Below are 16,970 nucleotides of genomic sequence, written 5' to 3' on the forward strand. Positions count from 1 at the left end.
AAGTCGCGATTGTACTGCATCGGACGCGGGATTTATCCACAGCCGGTCAGTGCGCAGTGGGCGATTGTTGCCGAACAGCGGTAGAATCCCCGCTCTTTAGTTATCCACAAGTGGCCGAGCTGTGCTTATCGAGTCCCGACGTCGCGCTTACTTGACCGCCATGCAGGTGGTCAACTGGCTGCCCCGCACCGAACTGCCGTTTGCCGCACCGTCGCGGCCGGAGCTGTTGCAGGCGCTTGAGCCCTATGAGGCGTTCGAGTCGTCCGGCGAGGAGGCGGCTGCGCCGGTGGCGGTGGTCAAGCCTGCGCCTGAAGTGCGCCCGGTCGTCGAACGGGCGAAGGTCGAGGTGCCGCGTCCGTCACCGGTGACCAAGGCGGCCAAAGTCGTGGAAGAGGCAGCCCCGGTGGTCAAGGCCCCGGTGGTGCCGCCGCCGCGTTTCGCCCTGCAATTGCTGCGGGCCGGACGCTGCCTGCTGCTGGTCGAGTTGCCGACCGGCGAACGCTTCCAGACCCGCGACCCCGCCTACATGCTGCTCAAGGACATGCTGCGCGCCGCCGGCCTGCCCGACAGCCCGCAAATCGTCGGCGACCCGGTGCGCTGGCCGCTGTTGGTGCGCGGCAACATGGACCAGGGCCCGGAAGCGGCTCGGGATTTTGTGCAAGGTTTTTTGTCGGCGCGCCTGGAAGACGAACCCTGCGTGTGCCTGTGGCTGATCGGCCTGCCCGCCGTGCGCTTTGCCGGTGAGGCCAATGCCGAAGCCTGGTACCGCGAACTGCAGGTCGAAGGACTGGGCTCGGTGTGGGCCCTGCCGGGCCTGGAATTATTAATGGAAGAGCCACAGCGTAAGGCTGATGTCTGGCAAGCCATGCGCCGGCTGATGGCGCGCTGGAAAACAACCGATGAGTGAGGCTTTATCCTTCCGCCCGATGACCGAGGCTGACCTCGACGCCGTGCTGAAAATCGAATACGCGGCGTTCAGCCACCCCTGGACCCGTGGGATCTTTCTCGATGGGCTGGGCAAATACCAGATCTGGTTGATGTTTGAAGGTGAGCAGCAAGTAGGACATGGTGTGGTGCAGATCATCCTCGACGAGGCCCACCTGCTGAACATTACCGTCAAACCGGAAAACCAGGGACGCGGCCTTGGCCTGGCGCTGCTGGAGCACCTGATGACCCGCGCCTACGCTGCCAGTGCGCGTGAGTGCTTCCTGGAAGTGCGCGACAGCAACACCGGCGCGTTCCGCCTGTATGAGCGTTATGGCTTCAACGAAATCGGCCGTCGGCGGGATTATTACCCCGCCGTGGGGGGCCGCGAAGATGCGGTCGTCATGGCATGCACCTTGGTCGACTGACGCGCCCCTCTGTAGGAGCCCGGCTTGCTGGCGATAGCGTCCTCAAGATCGCCATCGCCGGCAAGCTGGGCTCCTACAAACGCTCAGGGTTTACCGTTTATCGGGTCGACATCGGCCAGTTCGGCCTCATCCAGGCCATTGCCGCCGCCAATCTCATCTTCGTCCACGATACTCAGGTCATAATCCGCCGGATTGTCTTCACCTTCCTCCCTGGCATCCCGCGCGCCATCCTCCCGGATCAACGTTTCCGGGGTTAAATCATCACCGCTCTGCGCCGAGGGCTCATCCTGGTCAAAATCCAGCTCGCGCATCGAGCCCATGCGGTCTTCATTGTCATCAATGGGTTCAGGCTGCGTAGCGCCGTAGGGACGTCGTGATTCAGTCATGGCCAATCCTCATACTGTGGGGCTTATAGTGTGTGGACAGGCAGCGTGGCCCAAAGATTCAAGCTAATTCACGCTTGTTATTCACCGGCAGGGCGTGACCTGGACGTGGGGTTGTCAGTCACAAAACTGCGCATCATTCCTGAGGCTTTCCCTGATGAACGAACTACAAGACCTGCTTGATAACAATGAACGCTGGGCGGACGCGATCAAACAGGAAGATCCCGAATTCTTCGCCAAGCTCGCCCGCCAGCAAACCCCGGAATACCTGTGGATCGGCTGTTCCGACGCCCGCGTACCGGCCAATGAGATCGTCGGCATGCTGCCGGGTGACTTGTTCGTGCACCGCAACGTGGCCAACGTGGTGCTGCACACCGACCTCAATTGCCTGTCGGTGATCCAGTACGCGGTGGACGTGCTCAAGGTTAAACACATCCTGGTCACCGGCCACTATGGCTGCGGCGGCGTGCGCGCCTCGATGCAGGACCGCCAATTCGGCCTGATCGACGGCTGGCTGCGCACCATTCGCGACCTCTATTACGAAAACCGTGACGTGCTGGCCCAGTTGCCGACCGAAGAAGAGCGCGTCGACCGTATGTGCGAGCTGAACGTGATCCAGCAAGTGGCCAACGTCGGCCATACCAGCATTGTGCAAAACGCCTGGCACCGTGGGCAGAGCCTGTCGATCCATGGCTGCATCTACGGCATCAAGGATGGTCGCTGGAAGAGCTTGAACACCACGATCAGTGGTTTCGAGCAATTGCCGCCGCAGTATCGCCTGCGCCCGTTGGGTGAAGCCTAAGGGCTGCCGGGGCTACGCTTCTGTTCCAGGAAGCGCAGCCCCTCTGTGTTGATTTGTTGCTTCCCGCCTTTAATCCAGCCTCTGCAATGGGGAGCGCCGCAACGGCAGGGAAATTGGCAGTGCAAGCTGTCGAAGGTCAACGTGAAGTCGAGTGTGATCCAGCTGCCGGCGGTGATAGCTGCCACTGTCCAAAGCTCCAGGTAGTCAGTGTCGGCGCACGTGTTTGGAGCGCACGAGTGACGGATCAGGCCCATGAACCATCGGTCATACAGGTAGATGCGTGAAGAAATCTGGAACGCATGTTGACCTAGTTCACTCAGTGCATAGCCGGAAAACTTGGCAATACAGGTTCGACTGTCGAAATTGACGCGAGCCTTGACGCCTACGGTCTCACCCTCTCGATTGCGAACCACTTGGAATTCACGGCTTGAGGGGTAACCGCGTGCAAAGGATAGGTTCGCGAAAGGGTAAAGACAGTCACTCACAGCGGTTTTAGCCTTATCCTTGGCCTGAGTTTTCATGACTCTCCTGGTTTAGGCTGCATCGACTGGGTTGTGGTGCCTGACTACCCGTCTTGCAGCTAATGGACGCCGCTCAAGACTCGCTGAAGAGGGAGCCGATTTCTACTGTCAATGTTGACAGTAGAAATCGGTTTTTTTTGTGCGAATTACAACGCCGGGGCTGCAATGGCTGGGGTGGGAGCGGCATTCTTGAGTTGTTTCAACTGCGTCTTGATGGCGGGCGTGGCGCATTTCGCGTTTGCATCCTCCGGGGACAAGTTGCGCACCGAGGTGTAGAACAACTCACAGGTCTGCTCCTTGCGTGTGACTTGCCACGTATTCATGCACGCCTTGAGCAACACGTTCGGATCACTCGCGGGTTTCTGACCCATTCCGGCCTGCCAGCAGGCGGCGCTCAGATCCTGGCCCATTACCTTCAAGCCGGCTTCGTCGGCTTTCTGTTCGTTGCCGTCATAGGTGTCGGGGCTCGCGGCATACCAGATGTAACTCGGGTGGTTGGCGCCCAGCACTGACACGCTCTTGCCTGCCGTCGGGCTGATCTGCGCCAGGCCCAGTACTCCCACGGTCTGGCCGTATTGCTGCTTGATCCAGTTTCGCACTGGTGCGCCAAACGCCACCATCGGCAATGCGCCTTTGGCGGGCAGGCTCAGTTCCTGGACCATGCGTGTCTGGTAGTCGGTGAAGTAGCTGTAGACGGTTTCCAGGTCCTTGCCCGCGTTGGAGGGCGCGGCGATGGGGGCGATATCGATGATGGTCTGGTAAGCCGGCGTTTCAGTGGCCGGGATGCCATTGTCGGTGAGCAGGGTGGCCCAGCGGTCGGTGGTGGCCGACTCCAGATAGTCCTGAGCCTGGGTCAGCGAGTAATCCGGCGGGAAGTGCAGCAGTTCGATACTCTTGCGGTTTTCCAGGGCCATGCCCAGCGGCAGGAACAAATACCAGTTGTAGGCCCACTTGCCGTCAGTGTTGAGTTTGTTGGCGCCTTGGTAGGCCAGGTCGGCGGTATTGAGCAAGGTGGTCAGGGGTTGACCGTAACTGTCAGGCACACCGCTGAAGGTCGCTGAGACCTGCCCGTCATGGGTCTTGACGCTGACTTTTGCGCGGCTGTAGCCGTCCCGTTGCAGGCTCTGATTCAAATAGTGCTCGGCAGTCTGCTCCAGCGTCCATGGTCGAAAGCAGATCACACTGCAATTGTTGGGGAAGGCGAACAGTTGGGTCACGCGTTGCGTACTCCCCAATGGCACCTCAATGTCGGCCTGTACGACCGCACTCGCCATCAGTGCGGCCAGGGTGAAGGACAACCTGGTCGGTTTAAACATTGTTGTTTCCTTGTCAGCGAAAGCCCGTCTGCGCGGGGTGAAAGCCCACCTCCACACAGTAGCGGTTGACCAGGAAAACCGCGTGTTAAATCGCCAGGCGTGTCGCTATTGGATAAGAAAACCTACAGGCTGAACTGCAATGCGTTGCTCAAGTCGCCCATTGGCTTCTGGCCGCGGGCGATCATTGCGTCATCCCGCTGCTTAAGGCCATCCAGGGTCTCTAGCTGGAATACGCGGGTGATCAAGCGCAGGATCGACGCCGTGTCGTACACCGTATGGTCCACCGTGCCTTTGCGCGCGAACGGCGATACCACAATCGCCGGAATCCGCGTGCCAGGGCCCCAACGGTCGCCCTTGGGCGGTGCCACGTGGTCCCACCAGCCGCCGTTTTCATCGACGGTGACCACCACCACCATGTTTTTCCACTGCGGGCTCTCTTGCAGCACCTTCAAGGCACGGGCGATATGGCGGTCGCCCGAAGCCACGTCGGCGTAGCCAGCATGCATATTCAGGTTGCCCTGGGGCTTGTAGAAGGTCACAGCGGGCAGTTTGCCGGCTTGGGCGTCGGCGAAGAACGTGTTGGTGCTGGACTCATCGCCCAAACCGCCATCGCGCAGGCGCTTGTCACGCTCGGCGCGATTTTCCGGGCCTTGCTGCTTGAAGTAGTTGAATGGTTGGTGGTGATACTGGAAGTTCGGGATCTTCGGGATACCGCCCGAATCCTTGAACTGGTCCAAGGTGGCTTGCCACGCGCCGGCATACCAGGCCCAGTCGACATTCTTTTTCGATAGCTTGTCGCCGATGTGTTCGTGGGTTTGCGGCACCAGCACGTTGGGCAGGTCGGGTTTGGAGTAGTCCGGGTTTTCCGGGTCGCGGATCCAGGTCGGCCAGTAGGGCGGCGCCAGGGTGTTCACGCCGTAACCGTCGGGGGTTAACGCGCTGGGGCCGAACTGCGGCGGGCCGGTCATGGCGCTGGCGGGGGACTTGTCCAGCGGCTTGAGGCGCGGGTCGGTGGGATCATCGCTTTGCAGCGTGGCGATCTGCGCCTTGGCCACCGATTGCGCGGCATTCGGGTAAAACGGCGCGGTGGCGCTGATCAGGTACTGGTGGTTGAGGAACGAGCCGCCAAACGCGCCCTGGAAGAAGTTGTCGCAGAGCACAAACTCCTTGGCCACGTCCCACAGGCGCAGGGAATAACGGCTCTGGGCGTAATGGCCCATCACCAGGCCACCCGAGTCGGCCCAGGCGACAAAATTGTCGTTTTTACCGCCGTTGATCTGCATCTGGTTCTGATAGAACACGTGCCACAAGTCGCGGGTGACCAGGCTCAGGGGCAGGTCTTCGGCGTTCGGGCCCTTGAGGGCGAAGGGCGCGTTGGGCAGTTTTTCCTGGAATTGCACTTCGCTGGGGTAGGTCACCCCGTCCACCGTTTGCGGCCCGACTTGCAGCACGCCACCCCAGGCCGGTGGCAGGGTGGTCAGCGGGCTGCCGTCGCGGTCGCGTTGTTGGGTATCGGCGGCGGACAGCGCCGACAGCGGCTTCTCCACACCAGGGAAATCTGCAAACAGGTTATTGAAGCTGCGGTTCTCGGCATAGATCACCACCACGGTTTTCACCTGATCGTGCAGTGCCTTGTCCAACTCTTGCGACGTGAGCGGACGTTCCACCGGTTTGCCCGGCGCTTCGCTGGTGTTGCCGCAGGCACTTAACGTCGCGCCGACCCCCAACACCGCTGCGCCTCCCAGGAAACGCCGGCGGCTGGTGTCGACAGGCGGTTGGGCTGCGGAGTCGGGGGAAGGGCGGTCTTCGTGCTCGTCACTCATTGCGGGGGAGTCCTTGGCGAAATGTTGCAAGATATTTCGCAGGACGGTAGCAATGCAATGTGACGGAACAAAGACAGTGATTTCACAGCAGACGCAGTGCCAGTTGGCTGCCGGCGCGCAAGTACTCCACTTGGGCCGTCACCGCATCCTTGACGATGGCCTCGCCCGTGTCGGTCAGCTTGGCCTTCTTTGCATCGATGACACTGGTCTGCAACAACTGCATCGCCACGTCGATCGATTTCTGGAACGCGGTGATGTTGTTATGCAGGCCGAACTCCTTGATCACGGCGGCCATGCGGCGGTCGGCGTCGTCGCGCAATGTTCGGTATTCAGGAACCGAAACCTTGTCGTCCTTGTAGATATCAGTGATCAGTTCTTCCAGTGATTTGGAGAGGGGCGTCATCGGATTTTCCTTGGTTTCAGGTGAGGAGAAAGCCGAGACAGGTTAATCAAAGGGATTGGCGGGAGGAGTCAGGAAGGGCCATCCATCTGAGTGAGATAAGACCACGCGTTTGGTCAGAGAGTTGGCTTCTATCTTGTCGATTGTATTCAGGGCCAGGTGTTTTATATGCATGTGTCTACCGGCCACCTGCACTGCTGGACTGGTTAGATACTGGCTGCCATTGAGGTGAACCGTGAAACCTTCAACCGCCCTTGACCAACAGCGAGCCGCCGTCAGAGAGGTGGTAGGACGCTTTCGCATCTCAAACCCAAGAGTATTCGGGTCTGTGTTGCTGGGGACCGACCAAGAGGGCAGTGATCTGGATTTGTTGGTCGATGCTCCGCCGGGAACGACCCTTTTTGATCTTGGCGGGCTGCAGGTCGAGCTTGAGGATCTGCTTGGGGTCAATGTGGAGTTGCTGACGCCTGCTGATTTGCCGTTGAAGTTTCGCGCGAAAGTGTTGGCAGAGGCGCGGGCGATATGACAATGAATCGTCTGGAAGACAGACGTACACAGCAAGCCGTAATTATGAGCTTGATCATCATTGGTGAGGCGTAGACGAAAGTCATGGACCAGTGTCCGGATTTTGCGACAGCTCACGGCATGAAGCACCCGTTGCAACAACAGGTGCTTCATCCGTTGATCAGGGCATGACCGGCGGCAAATACTTCAACGTCGTTCCCAACGCCCACAGCAAGAACAGCACCAGCGGTGTGTGCACCAGCAACTGCACGAACGAAAACCCAATCAAATCCCGCGCCTTCAACCCCAGCACGCCCAGCAACGGCAGCATATAGAACGGGTTGATCAGGTTCGGCAGCGCCTCGGCGGCGTTGTAGATCTGCACCGCCCAGCCCAGGTGGTATTGCAAGTCATTGGCGACTTGCATCACGTAGGGCGCTTCGATAATCCACTTGCCGCCGCCCGACGGAATGAAGAAACCGAGCACCGCCGAGTACACGCCCATCAGCAGCGCGTAGGTGTCGTGGGAGGCGATGGACGTGAAGAAGGTCGAGATGTGGTGTGCCAGAGTCTGGCCGTCACCGCCTTTCACGACGGTCATCAGCGCGGCAATCGAACCGTACAGCGGGAATTGGATCAGCACGCCGGTGGTGGTCGGCACTGCACGGGCCACCGCATCGAGGAAGCTGCGCGGGCGCCAGTGCAGCAGGGCGCCGGCCATGATGAACAGGAAATTGTAGGTGTTCAGCCCCGAGATCGCGCTGATCGCCGGCTTGGTCGAAAACTCATGGAACAGCCAACCTGCCGCCAGCAACGCCAGCAGGATAGTCAGCAACGGGCTGTGCTCCAGCCACTCTCCGGGGCGAGTCGGTGCTTGTATCTTGGGCAAGTTGAACGCCGGGTCGACGCCACAGGCCTTGGCATCACGCGCGCTGTTCGGGCCGGGGGCGGTGGCGTAGGCGATGATCAGCGAGACCACGATCAATGCCAGCAGCAGCACGCCGGATTGCCACAGGAATATGGTGTCGGTGAACGGGATCACGCCGGTGATCGACAGGATCGACGGCGGCAGGCTGGCCGGGTTGGCCTGCAACTGCGCGGCGGACGACGACAGCCCCAATGCCCACACGGCGCCCAGCCCCAGATACGCCGCAGCACCGGCTGCGCGGTAATCCATCTTCAAATCCGTACGACGCGCCAACGCCCGTACCAGCAAGCCGCCGAATACCAGGGACAGGCCCCAGTTCAGCAAGGAAGCGACCATCGAGATCAACGCTACCCAGGCCACGGCGGAGCGGCCGTTCTTGGGGATTCGCGCCAGGCGATCGATCAGTTTCACCGCGGGCGGCGAGCTGGCCACCACATAACCGCCGATCACCACAAAGGCCATCTGCATGGTGAAGGGGATCAGGCTCCAGAACCCGTCACCGAACGCTTTGGCGGCTTCGGTTGGCGCTGCGCCCATGCCCAGCGTCGCCACGGCGACGATGATCACGGCAAGTGCCGCAAACACCCAGGAGTCGGGAAACCAGCGTTCGGCGAAATTGGAGCAGCGCAGGGCAAATCGGGCATAGCGGCTTTCTTCGATAGCGTCGGCCACGAGTCTTTCCTCTTATAGTTATTAGGGTGCAGGCAGTTTTCCGGCATGTTCCGCTACGTCCATTGATATGGGAATGCAGTTATCTTCATCGATCAATGAGGAAAACAAATATATCTGCCGCGATTGCCATCATTGGGCTCAGCTCATAACCTGCACGCCATTTTGTTTGTCTGCCGAGCCTCTACATGACTGCCACCTTTCCTACACAGGCGCAGCGTTTTTCCCGCTCCGACTACAAAACCCTGGGCCTGGCCGCCCTGGGCGGTGCCCTGGAAATCTACGACTTCATCATCTTCGTGTTTTTCGCGCTGACCTTGAGCCAACTGTTCTTCCCGCCCGAAATGCCCGAGTGGCTGCGCCTTCTGCAAAGTTTCGGCATTTTCGTCACCGGCTACCTGGCGCGCCCGCTGGGCGGCATCCTGATGGCGCACTTCGCCGATCACCTTGGACGCAAGCGCGTGTTCAGCCTGAGCATCCTGATGATGGCGTTGCCCTGCCTGCTGATCGGCATCATGCCGACCTACGCGCAAATCGGCTATTTCGCACCGCTGATCCTGCTGGCGCTGCGCGTGCTGCAGGGTGCTGCGGTGGGCGGTGAAGTGCCCAGTGCCTGGACCTTCGTCGCCGAACACGCGCCGCCCCACCATCGTGGTTACGCGCTGGGCTTTCTGCAAGCCGGCCTGACCTTCGGCTACCTGCTCGGTGCGCTGACGGCGACCCTGCTGGCGCAAGTCTTCACCCCGGCCGAAATCCTCGACTACGCCTGGCGCTTTCCCTTCCTGCTCGGCGGCGTATTTGGCGTGATTGGCGTGTGGTTGCGTCGCTGGCTCAGTGAAACCCCGGTGTTCCTCGAAATGCAGGCGCGCCGCCAGGCCGCCGCCGAACTGCCATTGCGCACCGTGTTGCGTGACCACCGCGCCGTGCTGCTGCCGGCAATGATCCTCACCTGTGTGCTCACCTCCGCCGTGGTGGTGTTGGTGGTCATCACCCCGACCATGATGCAGAAAACCTTCGGCATGAGCCCCAGCCACACCTTCGCCTTGAGCGCTCTGGGCATCGTATTCCTCAATATCGGTTGTGTGCTGGCCGGCTTGCTGGTCGACCGCATCGGCGCCTGGCGCGCGGTGCTGGTCTACAGCCTGTTGCTGCCGGTGGGTATTGCGGTCCTGTATGCCAGCCTGATCAGCGGCGGTATCTGGCTGGGCGCGGCGTACGCCGTGGCGGGCTTGAGCTGTGGCGTGGTGGGCGCGGTGCCGTCGGTGATGGTCGGCCTGTTTCCGGCGCAGGTGCGGGTGTCGGGGATTTCCTTCACCTACAACATTGCCTACGCGCTATGGGCGAGTACCACGCCGTTGTTGCTGATTGCGCTGATGCCGACCAGTCCGTGGATCTGCGTGGGGTATTGCATGGTGATGGGGGCGGTGGGGGTAGTGAGCGTGGCGCTGTTCGGCAAGCGCCACAGCTTGGCTGCTGTTACAAAAGGGGCCTAAAGGCTATCAATTGACGGGTTGGGTAGTCACTCCTATAGTCACGACCATTCTTGATGAGCACATCTACTGCCATGACCCAGACCGCCTTTATCAACCCTGCAATCCTGTCTTGGTCTCGACAGCGGGCGGGGCTGTCTGAGGCACAAGTTGCTAAAGGTCTTACGGTCAAATTGGAAAGAGTAAAGGCATGGGAAGGTGGCGAAAGTCTTCCATCCTTTACCCAGGCGCAAAAGTGGGCTGCTGTTGTGCACATCCCTTTTGGCTTCCTCTTTCTCAAGACTCCACCGCAGGAGCGCCTTCCTCTCCCGGACCTGCGTACTGTGGGTGGCGTTTTTCCAGACAAACCCAGCTTGAACCTGCTGGACACAGTGCGAGACGTGCTGCGTAAACAAGACTGGTACTTGGAGTACCTACAGGATCACGAACGCTCTCCGCTGCCCTTCGTGGGAAGTTTCGACAGCCGTTCGCCTATCGAGGATGTGGTAACAGATATTCGTCGCGTACTCGGTGTGACGGATGACTTTGCGCGTATGACTTATGAAGACTATTTCAAGGCTTTGGTGAGTGGCGCCGAGGAGGCCGGCATTCTTGTCATGCGCAGCGGTGTTGCCTTGGGAAATACCCACCGCAAACTTGATGTCAGCGAGTTTCGAGGATTTGCGATCAGCAACGCTTTAGCCCCCGTGGTTTTCATCAACAGTGCGGACGCACCCACGGCACGCCTTTTTACCTTGATGCATGAGCTGGCGCATATCTGGATTGGAAGCACGGGGGTATCTGATGGCAGCAGCCACAGTGCGCGTCAGGAAGAAGCTTTTTGCAATTCGGTAGCGGGGGAGTTTCTGGCACCGGAGCTCTTCTTTCGAGCGCAATGGGATTCGAATGTGCACTGGGAGCAAAACCTTGCGCCGCTGGCCGGGCGCTTTCGGGTCAGCACGCTGGTGATTGCACGTCGTGCCCGTGATCTCAGCTACATCAGCAGTGACCAATACGGCGCTTATTACCGTCGGATCTTGCAGGAATATCGAGATAAAGGCGGTAATGGAGGAGATTACTATCGCACCGCAGCTATTCGAAACAGTACCCGGTTGAGCAAGGCCGTCCTGGCAGAAGCGCAGAGCGGCCGAATTCTGCTACGAGACGCAGGAAAACTGCTGGGTGTGCAGCCTGCCAAGTTGAAAACTTATGGGATGAAGCTATCGGCATGAAGCATCTACTGGATTCGAATACGCTGATTGAGGCCAAAAATCGCTATTACGGAATGTCGATTTGCCCAGGATATTGGGCGTGGATTCTTCAACAGCATCAGGCTCTGGAAATTGCCAGTATCGTGCCGGTAAGGGATGAATTAGCCAGAGGCAATGATGATTTGACCCAGTGGGTTAAAGGCAACGCGCAGCTGTTCGAGGACTCCAGCGATGAGCCGACTCAAACCGCATTTGGGCAGATCGTCGCAAAGATTGCGCAGCAGATGCCTGCAATGAAAGCCGGGGCGTTTGAAGAGTTTCTCGAGGGCGCAGATCCCTGGTTGATTGCCAAGGCAATGACCACGGGCGCAGTGGTCGTCACGCATGAAGTCTACAACCCGGACATCAAGCGTAAATTCACGATTCCCAATGTGTGTTCTCTGTTTGGCGTGCCTTACATGAATACATTTGAGTTGCTCGGCAAGCTCGATGCTCGTTTTGTTCTGCATCACTGATTAAGTGAGGGGAAGGATACTTCCCCTCGACGTGGCAATTTCAAGTCAAGAAATGCCAGAGCAGCAGCGTACCGATCAAGCCGACGACTGAAACAATGGTCTGCAACACCGACCACACCCAGATCGTCTGCTTCAATTGCAAGCCAAAGTATTCACGCACCATCCAGAACCCGGCGTCGTTGACGTGGCAGAAGAACACCGAGCCGGCGCCGATCGCCAGGGCTACCAGTGAACTTTGCGTCGCCGCCAGCCCGGCCATCATCGGCGCGAGGATGCCTGCGGTCGTCGTGGTAGCCACCGTGGCCGAGCCGGTGGCTTGGCGCAGCGCAACCGCAATCAACCACGCGAGCAACAGATACGGCATGTGCGCGCCTTCGGCGACCTTGCTGATGGTCTGGCTCACGCCTGCGTCCAACAGCGTTTGCTTGAGGCCACCCCCCGCGCCAATGGTCAGCAGCAACACGGCGATGGGCGCGAGCGCCTTGCGCAGGGTGTTGCCGACCTCGGCGCGCGGCATGCCGGCGGCCCAGCCCAGGCAGATCACGGCGGCGATCACGGCCAGGCCGAGGGCGATCAGCGGTTCGCCGAGGAATTTCAGGGTCAGGCCGACAGTGCTTTCAGCCGGCAGTGCGACCTTGGCCAAGGTGCTGCCCAACATCAGAATCACCGGCAACAGAATAATCAGCAACGACACCGCAAAGCTCGGCTGGCGCGGCGCCTTGGGCGGTGCGCTGAACAGTGCGCCGATGTCGGCAGGCTCATCTACATGCAGGCGCTTGGAAAGCCAGTTACCGTAGATCGGGCCCGCCAGGATCACTGCCGGCACCGCCAGGCAGAAGCCCAGCAACATGGTCAGGCCCAGGTCGGCGTGCAACGCGCCCACCGCAATCAATGGCCCCGGATGCGGTGGCATCAGGGCGTGCAACGTGGTCATACCCGCGAGCGCCGGGATAGCGATTTTCAGCAATGGCTGGTTCGAACGCTTGGCCATCACAAAGATGATCGGCACCATCATCACCAGGCCTACTTCAAAGAACAGCGGCAAGCCGATCACCATGGCCACCAGCGCCATCACCCAGGGCAATGACTTGCCCTTGCCCAACCCGAGCAAGGTGGTGGCGATGCGGTCGGCTGCACCGGATTCAGCCATCAGCGCGCCGAGCATCGAGCCCAGGGCGATGATGATCCCGGCTTCACCGAGGATCGCACCGGCACCTTTACTGAACGCCTTGGCCACTTCTTCCGGCGGCAGGCCGGCGCCGACACCGGCGATAAACGTACCGATCAGGATCGAGAGGAACGGCGGTAATTTGGTCGCACTGATCAGCACGATGATGCTGGCGATGGCCAGCAGTACACAGAACATAAGGCGGGTGTCGTGAACCATCCACGCGGCAGTCGATAACTCCAAAACGGGACTCCTTATCGAACAGGTTGGGAAAATTGTTTCTTTTTGTTTCCTGTTCGAAAAGCATACCTGATAGAACCGTTGCAGAGCGCTCGTGTGCGATTTTGGTGCGCCAAACAATAACGGCGATCTGGCGCGTAGATGACAACTTTGCAACGCATGCCAATGTTTTTGCGCCAGGGCTCTATCTTTGTAGGAGTCGGCTTGCCGGCGATGGCGTTCGTAAGATCGACGCCTAGGGTCAACATCACTATCGCCGGCAAGCCGGCTCCTACAACAGATCAGGAGCACTCCCCATGAGCGCAGGACACAACCACGCCCAAGTACGCGCCGGCCACGAGCGCAAGTTATGGATCGCCCTGAGCCTGACCGGTAGCTTCATGATTGCCGAAGTGATCGGTGCCTTCGTCACTGGCAGCCTGGCGCTGTTATCCGATGCCGCGCACATGATGACCGACGCCCTGGCCCTGGCGATTTCCCTGGTGGCTATCCAGATTGCGAAGCGCCCGGCCGACCGCAAGCGCACCTTCGGCTATGCGCGGTTCGAGATTCTGGCCGCTGCGTTCAATGCGTTGCTGTTGTTCGCCGTGGCGTTCTACATCCTGTATGAGGCGTACCAACGGTTACAGGCGCCCGCTGAAATCCAGTCCACCGGCATGCTGGTGATTGCGGTGCTGGGGCTGATCGTCAACCTGATCTCCATGCGCCTGCTCAGTGCGGCCAGCGGCGAGAGCCTCAACGTCAAGGGCGCTTACCTGGAAGTGTGGAGTGACATGCTCGGTTCCATCGGCGTGATCATCGCGGCGGTGTTGATCATGTTCACCGGCTGGGGCTGGGTTGACTCTCTGGTGGCGGCAGCCATCGGTTTCTGGGTGTTGCCGCGCACCTGGACGCTGCTCAAGGAAAGCATGAACGTGCTGCTGCAAGGCGTGCCGGACGGCGTTGATATCGACCAGGTTGAGCAGGGCATTCGCAGCGTGCCAGGCGTCAAGGACGTGCATGACTTGCATATCTGGGCCCTGACCAGCGGCAAAAATGTGTTGAGTACTCACCTGGTCACCGATGCGGCCCAGGGCTCCGAGCAACAGATCCTCAGCCGAGTGACGGCATTACTGCATGAACAATTCGATATTTCCCACGCCACTATTCAGGTCGAGGGGGAAGGCTTCCAACATGACGAGCATGACGAAGTGCATGCCTGATCCTGGCTAACGGATTTGTAATGTTCTGCCCACCGCCCTGATAAGTACCGAACGCTACATTGCCCCCGCTGGGAAACCTCAGCGACTTCATGGGCGTGGAACTTTCGTTATGGCACTTTCGGTTAGAACACTGTTGGGGGCGGCGGCTTTGTGGGCGGCCGCAAGCGTTGCCCAGGCACAGACCCTCACCCTCGACACGGCCCTGCAAACCGCCTTCGCCAACAACCCGGACCTGGCGGCCGCGCAATGGGAGATCGACATTGCCCAGGGGGGGCGTCAGCAAGCGGGGTTGATCCCCAACCCGGTGGCCTCCTGGGATGTGGAGGACACTCGCCGTGACTCCCGCACTACCAGCATCAAGATCAGCCAGGCGCTGGAACTGGGCGGCAAACGGGGGGCGCGCATTGACGTCGCCACGCGAGCCCTGGACGCCGCCGCGCTGAATCTGGAACAGCGTCGCAACACCCTGCGCGCCGAAGTCATCGATAACTACTACGGCGCTCTGCGCGCCCAGGAACGCCTCGACCTGGCGCAGCGTTCCATGGTCGTGGCCGAACGTGGCTTGGTCGTCGCCAACGGTCGGGTGACAGCAGGCAAAGCCTCGCCGGTGGAGGCCACAAGAGCCCAAGTGCAAGTATCGGAGATTCGCCTGGAACTTGACCGCGCGCAAATTGGCCTCACCGATGCCTACCGTCGCCTGGCCGCTAGCACGGGCAGCGCCGCGCCGAACTTCCAGGCTGTCGCCACACAAAACCTGTCCGCACCGACCGTGCCGTCAGCCACCCAACTGCTGGCGCGCCTTGAGCAGACCGCCGAGTTGCGCCTGGCCGAACTGAGCATCCTGCAAAACGAAGCCAGCGTTGGCCTGGAAAAAGCCCAGCGCATTCCCGATCTCGACGTGTCCATCGGCAGTCAGTACGACGCCAGCGTGCGTGAGCGGGTGAACCTGGTGGGAGTGTCGATGCCGATCCCGTTGTTCAACCGCAACCAGGGCAACGTTCTCGCCGCCACTCGTCGTGCCGACCAGGCCCGCGATCTGCGTAACGCCACCGAGCTGCGCCTGCGCACCGAAACCCGCCAGGCCCTCGACCTGTGGCAGTCCGCGAATACCGAGGTGCGCGCGTTCAATCAGCAGATCCTGCCCGCCGCGCAAAGTGCGGTGGACAGCGCCACCCGTGGCTTCGAGATGGGCAAGTTCAGTTTCCTCGACGTGCTGGATGCCCAGCGCACTCTGATCGCGGCGCGCACCCAATACCTCACCGCCACCGCCCAGGCCAACGACGCCTGGGTGCGCATCGAACGGATTTACGGCGACCTCGCCCGCTTTTGATTTCCTTTGGAGTCCTCTATGAACAACAGACACGGCGTGGCAATCGCCGTCGCCTTGAGCCTGATGCTGTCCGGTTTTGCGAAGGCCGATGAAGAAGGCGAACTTGAACTCACCGAACAGCAGATCCAGGCAGCCGGCATTCAAATCGCCGAGGCTCAACCGCGATCGGTCAGCACCTTGCTGGTGCTGCCGGGCGAGGTGCGTTTCGACGAAGACCGTACCTCCCACATCGTCCCGCGCACGGCGGGCGTGGTGGAGTCGGTGAAGGTCAACCTCGGTCAATCGGTGAAGAAAGGTGAGCTGTTGGCAGTGATCTCCAGCCAGCAGATTTCCGATCAGCGCAGCGAGTTGGCGGCCAGCGAGCGACGGGTCGAGCTGGCGCGCACCACGTTTCAGCGTGAACGCCAACTGTGGCAGGACAAAATCTCCGCCGAGCAGGATTACCTGCTGGCGCGCCAAACCCTGCAAGAAGCCGAAATCGCCCTGAACAATGCGCGACAAAAGATGACCGCCCTCAGTGGCAGTGCTGTGCTGGTCGGTGGCAATCGTTATGAATTGCGTGCGCCGTTCGCCGGCGTGGTGGTGGAAAAACACCTGGGTGTCGGTGAAGTCGTGAGTGAGACGACTAACGCCTTCATCCTCTCGGACCTGTCCCAGGTGTGGGTCACGTTCGGTGTGTTTCCCAAGGACTTGAACAAGGTCCGGGTCGGCAAACCGGTCAAGGTCAGCTCCACCGAAATGGGCACTGAAGTGCAGGGTACGGTGGCGTATGTCGGCAATTTGCTCGGTGAGCAAACCCGCACCGCGACGGTGCGCATCAGTGTGCCCAACCCTGACGACGCCTGGCGTCCTGGTCTGTTTGTCAGCGTGCAACTGGCCGCCGACACGTTCCAGGCCAAGGTCACCGTCCCTCAGGAGGCGATCCAGACCGTCGAGGACAAGCCCTCGGTATTTGTGCGCACCGAGCACGGTTTTGTCACCCGTCACCTTGAGCTGGGCGCGAGTGAAAACGGCTACGTCGAAGTGCGCCAGGGCCTCGACGCCGGTGCGCAGGTGGCCACCGTTGGCAGCTTCATTCTCAAGTCCGAACTGGGCAAAGGCTCGGCCGAACACGCCCATTGATTCCGCGAGTGATTT

General features: G+C 60.2%; 17 protein-coding genes. 10 read left to right on the plus strand and 7 right to left on the minus strand.

Annotation, left to right across the window (positions count from 1 at the left end; genetic code table 11):
* Positions 1–160: 160 nt before the first annotated feature.
* Both CI807_RS10160 and rimI read left to right on the plus strand, forming a co-directional pair.
* The gene (locus CI807_RS10160) at positions 161–907 is read left to right on the plus strand and encodes an energy transducer TonB (protein WP_095014575.1); all 747 of its coding nucleotides are present in this window, start codon (positions 161–163) and stop codon (positions 905–907) included.
* Positions 900–1,352, plus strand: a complete 453-nt coding sequence (gene rimI / locus CI807_RS10165) for a ribosomal protein S18-alanine N-acetyltransferase (protein ID WP_095014576.1) — start codon at positions 900–902, stop codon at positions 1,350–1,352. Before CI807_RS10160 ends, rimI begins: the two co-directional genes overlap by 8 nt.
* A gap of 83 nt (positions 1,353–1,435) precedes the next feature.
* Here the strand turns inward: rimI and CI807_RS10170 are convergent, their stop codons facing one another.
* On the minus strand, positions 1,436–1,738 hold the full coding sequence (locus tag CI807_RS10170; protein ID WP_095014577.1) for a serine kinase/phosphatase: 303 nt from the start codon (positions 1,736–1,738) through the stop codon (positions 1,436–1,438).
* A 154-nt stretch (positions 1,739–1,892) separates the two neighbouring features.
* On the opposite strand from CI807_RS10170, the gene can reads away from it, so the two are divergent.
* Entirely contained in the window at positions 1,893–2,537 is a 645-nt protein-coding gene (gene can / locus CI807_RS10175; RefSeq protein ID WP_003188288.1) for a carbonate dehydratase, read from the plus strand.
* Here can and CI807_RS10180 read toward each other — a convergent pair.
* From CI807_RS10180 to CI807_RS10195, 4 genes are all read right to left on the minus strand, one after another.
* The gene (locus tag CI807_RS10180; RefSeq protein ID WP_095014578.1) at positions 2,534–3,058 is read right to left on the minus strand and encodes an SET domain-containing protein-lysine N-methyltransferase; all 525 of its coding nucleotides are present in this window, start codon (positions 3,056–3,058) and stop codon (positions 2,534–2,536) included. The genes can and CI807_RS10180 overlap by 4 nt on opposite strands.
* Before the next feature lie 146 nt (positions 3,059–3,204).
* Positions 3,205–4,374 (minus strand): hypothetical protein, encoded by a 1,170-nt coding sequence (locus CI807_RS10185; protein WP_095014579.1) that lies wholly within the window; start codon positions 4,372–4,374, stop codon positions 3,205–3,207.
* Between the two features lie 122 nt (positions 4,375–4,496).
* Positions 4,497–6,197 (minus strand): acid phosphatase, encoded by a 1,701-nt coding sequence (gene acpA, locus CI807_RS10190; RefSeq protein WP_095014580.1) that lies wholly within the window; start codon positions 6,195–6,197, stop codon positions 4,497–4,499.
* Positions 6,198–6,279: 82 nt separating this feature from the next.
* Positions 6,280–6,600: a hypothetical protein gene (locus CI807_RS10195; RefSeq protein WP_028618690.1), complete on the minus strand. Its 321-nt coding sequence runs from the start codon at positions 6,598–6,600 to the stop codon at positions 6,280–6,282.
* A gap of 232 nt (positions 6,601–6,832) precedes the next feature.
* On the opposite strand from CI807_RS10195, the gene CI807_RS10200 reads away from it, so the two are divergent.
* On the plus strand, positions 6,833–7,123 hold the full coding sequence (locus CI807_RS10200; protein ID WP_095014581.1) for a nucleotidyltransferase family protein: 291 nt from the start codon (positions 6,833–6,835) through the stop codon (positions 7,121–7,123).
* Positions 7,124–7,282: 159 nt separating this feature from the next.
* Here CI807_RS10200 and CI807_RS10205 read toward each other — a convergent pair whose 3' ends face one another.
* Positions 7,283–8,701, minus strand: a complete 1,419-nt coding sequence (locus CI807_RS10205) for a short-chain fatty acid transporter (protein WP_095014582.1) — start codon at positions 8,699–8,701, stop codon at positions 7,283–7,285.
* A 185-nt stretch (positions 8,702–8,886) separates the two neighbouring features.
* On the opposite strand from CI807_RS10205, the gene CI807_RS10210 reads away from it, so the two are divergent.
* The 3 genes from CI807_RS10210 to CI807_RS10220 all read left to right on the plus strand — a co-directional run bounded on the left by CI807_RS10210 (position 8,887) and on the right by CI807_RS10220 (position 11,893).
* A complete protein-coding gene (locus CI807_RS10210) occupies positions 8,887–10,191 on the plus strand; it encodes an MFS transporter (protein ID WP_095014583.1) in 1,305 nt (434 codons plus the stop codon).
* A gap of 71 nt (positions 10,192–10,262) precedes the next feature.
* Entirely contained in the window at positions 10,263–11,399 is a 1,137-nt protein-coding gene (locus tag CI807_RS10215) for an XRE family transcriptional regulator (RefSeq protein ID WP_095014584.1), read from the plus strand.
* Entirely contained in the window at positions 11,396–11,893 is a 498-nt protein-coding gene (locus tag CI807_RS10220) for a DUF4411 family protein (protein WP_095014585.1), read from the plus strand. The genes CI807_RS10215 and CI807_RS10220 overlap by 4 nt, the downstream gene beginning before the upstream one ends.
* Before the next feature lie 40 nt (positions 11,894–11,933).
* On the opposite strand, the gene CI807_RS10225 is transcribed toward CI807_RS10220, so the two are convergent.
* On the minus strand, positions 11,934–13,304 hold the full coding sequence (locus CI807_RS10225; RefSeq protein ID WP_095014586.1) for a gluconate:H+ symporter: 1,371 nt from the start codon (positions 13,302–13,304) through the stop codon (positions 11,934–11,936).
* A 293-nt stretch (positions 13,305–13,597) separates the two neighbouring features.
* On the opposite strand from CI807_RS10225, the gene CI807_RS10230 reads away from it, so the two are divergent.
* The 3 genes from CI807_RS10230 to CI807_RS10240 all read left to right on the plus strand — a co-directional run bounded on the left by CI807_RS10230 (position 13,598) and on the right by CI807_RS10240 (position 16,955).
* Entirely contained in the window at positions 13,598–14,503 is a 906-nt protein-coding gene (locus tag CI807_RS10230) for a cation diffusion facilitator family transporter (protein ID WP_095014587.1), read from the plus strand.
* A gap of 109 nt (positions 14,504–14,612) precedes the next feature.
* A complete protein-coding gene (locus CI807_RS10235; protein WP_095014588.1) occupies positions 14,613–15,833 on the plus strand; it encodes a TolC family protein in 1,221 nt (406 codons plus the stop codon).
* 18 nt (positions 15,834–15,851) lie between these two features.
* The gene (locus CI807_RS10240; protein WP_095014589.1) at positions 15,852–16,955 is read left to right on the plus strand and encodes an efflux RND transporter periplasmic adaptor subunit; all 1,104 of its coding nucleotides are present in this window, start codon (positions 15,852–15,854) and stop codon (positions 16,953–16,955) included.
* Positions 16,956–16,970 lie beyond the last annotated feature (15 nt).

The organism is Pseudomonas sp. NS1(2017) (genome assembly GCF_002269425.1).
GTDB lineage: Bacteria > Pseudomonadota > Gammaproteobacteria > Pseudomonadales > Pseudomonadaceae > Aquipseudomonas > Aquipseudomonas reactans.